The sequence below is a fragment of the Caulobacter sp. genome (assembly GCF_049283275.1).
Taxonomy (GTDB): domain Bacteria; phylum Pseudomonadota; class Alphaproteobacteria; order Caulobacterales; family Caulobacteraceae; genus Caulobacter.
On the sequence record NZ_JBAPVS010000226.1, the window covers coordinates 1 to 8222 of the forward strand.

Annotated in this window: 7 protein-coding genes; 3 read left to right on the forward strand and 4 right to left on the reverse strand. The window is 67.9% G+C overall.

The features are described 5' to 3' along the window. Both WAL33_RS12745 and WAL33_RS12750 read right to left on the reverse strand, forming a co-directional pair. The coding region (locus WAL33_RS12745; protein ID WP_422181922.1) for a Plug domain-containing protein at positions 1–2176 on the reverse strand (2176 nt) is incomplete at its 3' end. 327 nt (positions 2177–2503) lie between these two features. Beyond that, the gene (locus tag WAL33_RS12750; protein WP_422181923.1) at positions 2504–3121 is read right to left on the reverse strand and encodes a nitroreductase family protein; all 618 of its coding nucleotides are present in this window, start codon (positions 3119–3121) and stop codon (positions 2504–2506) included. 76 nt (positions 3122–3197) lie between these two features. Between WAL33_RS12750 and WAL33_RS12755 the strand changes: the two genes are divergently transcribed. From WAL33_RS12755 to WAL33_RS12765, 3 genes are all read left to right on the forward strand, one after another. Then, positions 3198–3818 carry an NUDIX domain-containing protein gene (locus WAL33_RS12755; RefSeq protein WP_422181924.1) on the forward strand — a complete coding sequence of 207 codons (621 nt, stop codon included), beginning with the start codon at positions 3198–3200 and terminating at the stop codon, positions 3816–3818. Between the two features lie 99 nt (positions 3819–3917). Beyond that, on the forward strand, positions 3918–4748 hold the full coding sequence (gene cysE / locus WAL33_RS12760; protein WP_422181925.1) for a serine O-acetyltransferase: 831 nt from the start codon (positions 3918–3920) through the stop codon (positions 4746–4748). Positions 4749–4882: 134 nt separating this feature from the next. Continuing rightward, entirely contained in the window at positions 4883–5431 is a 549-nt protein-coding gene (locus WAL33_RS12765; RefSeq protein ID WP_422181926.1) for a PAS domain-containing protein, read from the forward strand. Here WAL33_RS12765 and WAL33_RS12770 read toward each other — a convergent pair. Further along, entirely contained in the window at positions 5428–6369 is a 942-nt protein-coding gene (locus tag WAL33_RS12770; protein WP_422181927.1) for an aldo/keto reductase, read from the reverse strand. The two genes, WAL33_RS12765 and WAL33_RS12770, sit on opposite strands and share 4 nt — an antisense overlap. 76 nt (positions 6370–6445) lie before the next feature. Further along, positions 6446–8110, reverse strand: coding sequence for a choline dehydrogenase (locus tag WAL33_RS12775; RefSeq protein WP_422181928.1), 1665 nt, complete (start codon positions 8108–8110; stop codon positions 6446–6448). Positions 8111–8222 lie beyond the last annotated feature (112 nt).

Below are 8222 nucleotides of genomic sequence, written 5' to 3' on the forward strand. Positions count from 1 at the left end.
GGCCGGGACCGCGGCCGGGGCCTTCGCCGCCGCCGCCGGGGAAGCCGGCCGGCATGGGGCGCGCCTGGCCGAACGGCCGCGACAGGTTGAAGCCCCAGCGGACCTGCTGCTGCTGGGTCTTGGCGTAGTTCACCGGCCGCGCATCGACCGAGATCAGGTTGCCGTCTGCGTCGCGGCGGATCCGGTCGGGGAAGGCCTGCTCGATATCGGCGGTGATGGCCGGGAAGGCGTTGGTCGAATCGTCGATGCGCGTGGCCGTGTAGTTGGCGTTGATCTGCAGGTCGATCTTCGCGGTTTTGGGCAGCGGCCGGACGGTGGCGCTCAGCCTCAGCACCTGCCGGCTGTCGGACAGCAGGTTCGGATTGCCGCCCTCGATGCGGGTGGTCAGCACGGTCCGATTGTTCCTGAAGTCGAAGATCGAGACGTTCGGCGTCGAGAGGATCGGGTCGTTCAGTTGCGACGCGCTGGGGGCGCCCTCGTCGTTGCTGTAGCTGGCGATGAAGGTGACCGGGGTGATCGGCGTCCAGTTGGCGCCGGCGCCCACGGTCGTCAGGCCGCCGAAGTCCGACACCTCCTCGTACTGGCCGTTGAAATTGACCGACAGGTCGCCCAGGAACGGCAGTACGCCCTTGGAGCGGCTGGTCAGCGGCACGCTGACATTGGCCTGCAGGTTGCCGCTGGTGCGCGAGATGTCCCGATCGACCGCGACGCCCTGGCGGATACTGCGGGAATCCTGGTTCTGGGTGTCGGCGCCGACCTTGAAGGTGGTCGAGACGCCGCCGGCCGGTGTCTGCATCAGCTTGCCGATCAGCACGACCTCGCCGTTGGCGGTGTTGGAGGTCGAATGGGCGGTGTCGGGCGAGACCCGGCTCAGCAGTTCCGCGGGAATGTTGCCGAACGGGTTCAGCGTGGGATCGCCGGCGGCGACGCCCGCGATGAAGGCCGAGGCGTCCAGGCCGCGGCCGGTCGAGGTCTCGCTGGTCGAATAGACGTAGCCGCCGGTGGCGCTCCAGCGCCAGTCGTTGATCTGGCCGTTGGCCGCCGCCGACAGCGTGGCTTTCTGGGTGTCGGTCTTGCGCAGCATCGACACGTAATCGTCGACGAAACGATAGGCCGCGACGTCGGTGGTGAACGGCGAGAACGGGTTGCCGGTCGGCACGATCAGGCGTTGGTCCTGGCCGCCCACGGTGACGGGCAGGCCCCGGACGCCGGGCAGGCCCAGATAGCTGAGCGAGCTGGTGTCGTCGAAGCCGCCGCTGATCGTCACCATGGACGCCTTGCCCAGCGGCCGGGTCACCGCGCCGCTGAAGCTGGCGGTGGTGTTGTTTGGAGCCAGGCTTCGCCAGGCGGTCAGGTCGCCGCTGGCGGCGACGCCGGCGCCGGCGGCGAAGTCGGCCAGGGTCGGCGCGCCCAGTGCGGCCGAGGCGGGAACGGGTGCGTACAGGACAGGCGATCCGACGATGGCGCTCAGGGCCGGATCGATTTCCCCGCCGTTCACGCCGACGACGTTGCCGGTCAGGTCGTAGGGCTGGCTCAGCTGCGCCCGCGTGATGTCGCGCTCGGTCTCGAACAGCGTCGAGTCGTGCGTGACCTTGCCGTTGAAAAGCCAGCGCTGGTCGCCCTGCACGCGGAACAGCGTGCTTTGCACGTCTTCGCTGGTCCGCCCGCCCGCCGTGGCGCCCTTCAGGCCCGCCTCGGTGGTCACGGCGCGGAAGCGACGACGCAAGACGATGTTCACCACCCGCTGGTCGGCGCTGTAGCCGTAGGTCAGCGAGACTTCCTCGGGCAGGATTTCGAAGCGCTCGATGGCCTCGGGCGGGATGTCGCGGATTTCCTGCATGCCCGAGGTGCGGCGGCCGTTGATCAGCATCACCGGCGCGCCGTCGCCTCGGCTCGAGCCAGTGCGCAGCTGCGGCTCGAGGAAGGCCATCAGCTCCGAGATGCTCCCGGCGCCGTAGGCGCGAATCTGGGCGGGGGTCAGCGTCAGCTCGGGCTTGACGTCCCCCTCGACCGAGCCGCGCGGCTTGCCCGCCGCCACCACCTCGATCGCCTCGACCTCGGAAGCATACGGATCGGCGTCGGCCCCCGCCGCCTGCTGGGGCGTCTGCTGGACCTGCGCCGCCGGTTGCTGCTGCACGGGGGCGGCTTCAGGCGCGCCCTCGATGACGGCGGTCATGCCGAGAATTAACAGAGAGAGCGTCATAAACCCCGTCGGCCGAAAAGTTTTGGTCGGCGTGTAAGTACGCAGACATTGTCGAACTTGGCCTTAGGCGCTCCAAGGCAAGATCACAAGTTACCGATGCTTAAGATCGATTTGATGCAAGACTGTTACACAAGATGTCATGGTTGATGCACGGTGAAACTTGCGCTTAGCAAGTCCCACGCGTTGGGAGTAGAGACTAACTAATCGGCGGTTCTGTGGCGTTAGCTGTTGTTTTAAGCCGAAAGCGTCCCCGGAAAGCGTCGGACCGATGCGGAAACGCGACAGCGGCGCAAACGCTCCTTAGTCGCCCGACCATTCCGTGGTGATCGCCGCCACGTCGGGCCGCACGCGCTCCTGCGGAGGTTCGGTCGAGGTTCCCAGATAGAGGAAGCCGGCCACCCGTTCGCCGTCCACGACGCCGAGGATGTCCTGGGCGCGCGGGTCGTAGGAATACCAGTCGGTGATCCAGTTGGCGCCCCAGCCCATGGCGGCGGCGGCCAGCAGCATCTGCTGGCAGACGGCCGAGGCGCTCTGGCGCTGCTCCCATTCGGGAATCTCGCCGGGAATGTGGCGCGAGATCACCACCACGGCGACTGGCGGGCGGGTCAACTTGCGCAGGGCGGCGTTGGCCTTGACCGGATTGGCCTGGCTGTCGGCCAAGGCGGTGATCTTCTCGGCGAACAGGTCCTTGGCCGGACCGCGCAGGACCACGAACCGCCAGGGCGACAGCTTGCCGTGGTCCGGCACCCGGGCGGCCAGACGGAGAAGATCGGCCAGCTGAGCGTCGTCCGGCCCCGGCGCCGCCAGGCTCATGGCGGACGCCGAGCGCCGCTTGGCCAGAAAGTCCAGCACCGCCTGCGAGGGCTCGATCGGCAGCACTTCGCCAAATTCGGGGGCGGGGGGAACAGAACCGGTCAAGACGACCTCCAGGAAGCAAGATAAGTCAGCACACCTATGGCCGACGCCCGGCCGCCACAAGCCGCGAGCCGTTCGCATGACCGATATGCCGACCTGGTTGAAACCGCACGGGACGCCGTGGGTCGTGACCCGCGAAACGATTGTCTACGACAATCCCTGGATCACCCTGACCGAGCATCAGGCGATCGCCCCCACGGGCCGGCCGGCGCTCTACGGCAAGGTGGCGTTCAAGAACCGGGCGATCGGGATCGTGCCGCTGCACGCCGACGGCACGGTGACCCTGGTGGGGCAGAACCGTTTTCCCCACGCCAACTACAGCTGGGAGATTCCCGAGGGCGGCGCGCCGCTGGACGAGGATCCGCTGGACGGCGCCAAGCGCGAACTGGCCGAGGAAGTCGGGCTGGCGGCCGCCGATTGGCGCGAAGTGCTCAGGATGGAGTTGTCGAACTCGATCACCGACGAGTTCTGCCACGGTTATCTGGCCTTGGACCTGACGCCCACGGCGGCCGCGCCGGACGAAACCGAGGACCTGGCCGTCGTCCGCGTGCCGTTCGGAGAGGCCCTCGACGCGGCGGTGTCGGGTCACATGCCGGACTCTTTGACGGTGGCTTTACTGCTTCGCGTGCACCATATGGCGGTGAAGGGCGAGCTGCCGGCCGACCTGGCGCGACTTGTGCTGGCCGACACCCGGCCTTAAGTGGCGAACGGATAGGCGGCTTTGCCGTTGAAACCATAGGACGTCTGGAGCATTTCTAAAAAAGATGCTCTATAGACGACGTGGGCGAGGGAGATCCCGGTGGCCAAGCATCTCGAGGTCGTGACGCAGGAAACGACGCCGCCCGTCTGGGCCGCGCTGCGCAATCAGGCCGAACATGCCGCCAAGGCCGAGCCGGCCCTGGCCTCGCTGCTCAACGCCGTGATCCTCAGCCATGACAATCTGGCCGACGCCCTGACCTTCCAGCTGGCCCGCAAGCTGGGCGATCAGGAGATGCGGGCCATGACCGCCCGCGAGTTCGCCGCTGACGCTTTCGCGGACGATCCGTCGCTGGTGGCCGCCGCCGAAGCCGATCTGATGGCGGTGTTCGAGCGTGATCCGGCCACCAAGGGCTACGTCCAGCCGTTCCTGTTCTTCAAGGGCTTCCTGGCCCTGCAGACCCATCGCGTGTCGCATTGGCTGTGGGCCCAGGGGCGCGAGACCCTGGCCTTCTACCTGCAGAGCCGCGCCAGCGAGGTCTTCCAGGTCGACATCAATCCGGCCGCCCGCATCGGCCAGGGCATCTTCATCGACCACGGCACCGGCATCGTCATCGGCGAGACCGCGGTGGTCGGCGACGACGTCTCGATGCTGCACGGCGTGACCCTGGGCGGCACCGGCGCCGAACGCGGCGACCGCCACCCCAAGATCGGCAAGGGCGTGCTGCTGGGCGCGGGCGCCAAGGTGCTGGGCAACATCACCATCGGCGACTACGCCAAGGTGGCGTCCGGATCGGTTGTGCTCAAGCCCGTGCCGCCGCACTGCACGGCCGCAGGCGTGCCGGCCCGGATCGTCAATTGCCCCACCTGCGAAGAACCGGCCCGGACGATGGACCACACCCTGGCCGACGTGGTCTACGACTACGTGATCTGAGCCAGTCGGCCGTCCATCGGCGGCTGACGGCCTAGAAACTGTCCCAAGACGGCACGTTCACGCGGTGGCCCAGTTCTTCTTGCAAGCTCGGTGCGATCAAAAAGCGATCGTGAGCGAGCCCGCGAGGGAACACGATGTTCCATCCCAGCACGGAACGGCTGATCGACTATTGGCGCGGCAAGGCCGCCGACAACGGCGTGCCCGCGCGGACCAGCGTCAATCCCGGCGATTTCCTCGACCTGCTGCCGCAGGTGTTCATCCTCGGGCGCGACGCCCAGGGCCGCCATCCGGTTCGGCTGGCCGGAGGCTTCGTCACCGACCTGCACGCCCGCGACCTGCGCGGCGAGGACGCCCTGGGCTTCTGGACGCTGTCCCAGCGGCTGGAGGTCAAGTCGGCGCTGGAGGTCGCGCGCCGCCGGGGCGAACCGGTGGTGATCACCGCCGACATCCGCGCCGTCGGGGCGCCGCCGGTGGGCATGGAGGTGCTGCTGGCCCCGCTGACCGGCGCTGACGGCCAGGCCGATCGTTTCCTGGGTCTTTACCAGCCCATCGCCATGATCCAGCGCCTGATGGGCCGCCCGGCCTTGGAGCTGGGCGTGCGTCAGATCCAGACCCTGGGTCCGGCCAACGAGGAATCGCCGCGTCTGCGGCTGGCGACGTTGCACGGGCGCCTGATCGCTTAGCGCGCCGCGTTCAGCGCCTCGATCACCTCGGCCGGCAGCGTCAGCCGCGCCGCGCCCATCAGTTCGCTCAGCTGTTCGATGCTGGTGGCGCTGGCCAGCGGGGCGGTGATCGACGGATGGGCCATGATCCAGGCCAGGGCGACCTGTGCGGGACTGGCCGACACCGCCTTCGCGGCCGCGTCGAGAGCCGCCAGGATCCGCTTGCCCTTGTCGTTCCAGTAGTCGCGCAGGATGGTCCGTGCTCGCGCCTTGCCCTCCAGGTCGGCGTCGGTGCGGTACTTGCCGGTCAAGAAGCCGGCGGCCAGGCCGTAAAAGGGAATGACCCCCAGCCCTTCGTGCGCGGTCAACGCGGCCAGCGGCCCCTCGACCTCGTGGCGGTCATAGAGGTTGAACTTGGGCTGGATGGTCTCGTAGCGGGCCAGGCCCAAGGTTTGCGAGGCTTTCAGCGAAGCCGACAGCCGCGCGGGCGAGAAGTTCGAGGCGCCGATGGCCCGCACCTTGCCGGCCTTCACCAGCCGATCGAAGGCTTCCAGCGTCTCCTCGACCGGTGTGGACTCGTCATCCTGGTGGGCCTGGTAGAGGTCGATATAGTCGGTCTGCAACCGCTTGAGCGACCCCTCGACGGCCGAGGCGATGTTCGCCGCCGACAGGCCCGGCTGGGCCGGCCACATCGCGACCTTGGTCAGGATCAGCACATCGTCGCGCTTGCCCCTGGCCTTCAGCCAGCGGCCAATGACGCTCTCGGACTCGCCGCCCACGTGGCCGGGAACCCAGGCCGAATAGACGTCGGCGGTGTCGATCGCGTTGAAGCCGCCATCGACGAAAGCGTCCAACAGCCGATGCGACATCGCCTCGTCGGCGGTCCATCCGAACACGTTGCCGCCGAAGATGAGCGGGGCGGTGGACAGGCCGGAGCGGCCGAGAGGGCGGTGGTTCATGGCTTCGTCTCGCTGAATCGGGGACATGCACATGTGCATGTCCCCGGCTGTAGCATGGGCGACGCCTCGTCGAATGTCAGGCCGCCGCCGCCCGTCCGTCCTCGAACACCGGCACGTCCACGGCCGGCAAGGTCGCTTTGCCGCGGATCAGGTCCGAGGCGCGCTCGGCGATCATGATCGTGGGCGCGTTGGTGTTGCCGCCGATCAGGGTGGGCATGACCGAGGCGTCGATCACCCGCAGGCCGGCGATTCCCTGCACGCGAAGTTGGTCGTCGACGACGGCCAGCGGATCGCCCGCCGCGCCCATCCGGCAGGTGCCGACCGGATGGTAGATGGTCTCGGCCTTGGTCCGGATCCAGGCGTCGATGTCGGCGTCGCTCTTGATGTCGGCGCCCGGCGCGTATTCGGCCTCGCGATAGGGATCGAAGGCGGCCTGGGCCACCACCTCGCGGGCGATCCTGACGCCTTCGCGGACGGCGCGACGGTCTTCGTCGGTGGCCAGATAGTTGGCCAGGATGGTCGGATCGTCGAACGGATCGGCCGAGCGCAGGCCCACCTTGCCGCGGCTCTCCGGGCGAAGCTGGCAGACATGCAGGGTGAAGCCGTCCTTCTCGATCTGGACCTTGCCGTGGTCCTGCATGATCGCCAGAACGCCGTGGATCTGCAGGTCGGGGCGGTCCAGGTCGGGGCGCGACTTCAGGAAGGCGCCGCTCTCCAGGAACTGCTGGCGGCCCATGCCCTTGCCCAGCAGCATGTAGGACAGGCCCGTGCCCAGCTTCTTCAGGCCTTTGTTGGCCGAATAGGCGGTGACCATGTTCTTGGTCGTCCAGGACAGGCAGACATCCAGGTGATCCTGCAGATTGGCGCCGACGCCCTTGGCCGCGTGGGTCACCGCGATGCCCTGGGCGCTCAGGTCGTCCGGATCGCCAATGCCGGACAGCTGCAGGATGTGCGGCGACTGCACGGCGCCGGCGCTGAGCAGCACTTCGGCGTCGGCGTGGGCGACCAGGCGTTCGGGGCTGGTCCCGACCACGTACTCGACGCCGATCGCCTTGCCCTTCTCGATCAGGATGCGGGTGGTGCGGGCCTCGGTCACGCAGGTCAGGTTCGGCCGGGTCAGGGCCGCCGTCAGATAGGCCGCCGCCGCGCTCCAGCGCTTGCCGTCGCGGATCGTCAGGTCGTAGGGGCCGAAACCCTCCTGCTGGTAGCCGTTGAAGTCCTTGGTCGTCGCATGGCCCGCCTGGCGGCCGGCTTCGATCAGGGTCGGATAGAACGGGCTCTTGGACTCGCCGTGCGAGACATGCAGCGGGCCGGAACCGCCGTGATAGGCGTCGCCGCCGGCATGGTGGCTCTCGGACCGTTTGAAGTAGGGCAGGACCTCGGCGTAGGACCAGCCCGACAGTCCCATCTGCCGCCACTGGTCATAGTCGCGCGCATGGCCGCGGATATAGATCATGCCGTTGATGGCCGAGCTGCCGCCCAGGCCCTTGCCGCGCGGCCACCACAGCTTGCGGTCGTTCAGGTGAGGCTCGGCCTCGGTCCAGAAGCCCCAGTTCTGCTCCCCCTTGGCCTTGATCAGTTCGCCCACCCCGGCCGGCATCTTGACCAGGATCGAGGTGTTCTTGCCGCCCGCCTCCAGCAGCAGGACCTTGACGTTGGGGTCCTCTGTCAGCCGAGCGGCCAGGACGCAACCGGCCGAGCCGGCGCCGATGATGACGTAGTCGTAGCGCGTGCTGGCCATGGCCCCGACGTCGCCTCCCTGTAACATTATCGTTGTTAAGGCAGAGAGTGGTCCGGGTTTGAGCGGGCGGCAAGAGGGTTTGGCGTGTGTTGGTTCAGGTTAGAGATGACCC

What these genes read in the sequence shown, in the direction of transcription:
- WAL33_RS12755 (WP_422181924.1), top strand. Translation starts at nt 3,198, where the DNA reads ATGACCGATATGCCGACCTGGTTGAAACCGCACGGGACGCCGTGGGTC.
- WAL33_RS12765 (WP_422181926.1), top strand. Translation starts at nt 4,883, where the DNA reads ATGTTCCATCCCAGCACGGAACGGCTGATCGACTATTGGCGCGGCAAG.
- WAL33_RS12770 (WP_422181927.1), bottom strand. Translation starts at nt 6,369, where the DNA reads ATGAACCACCGCCCTCTCGGCCGCTCCGGCCTGTCCACCGCCCCGCTC.
- WAL33_RS12775 (WP_422181928.1), bottom strand. Translation starts at nt 8,110, where the DNA reads ATGGCCAGCACGCGCTACGACTACGTCATCATCGGCGCCGGCTCGGCC.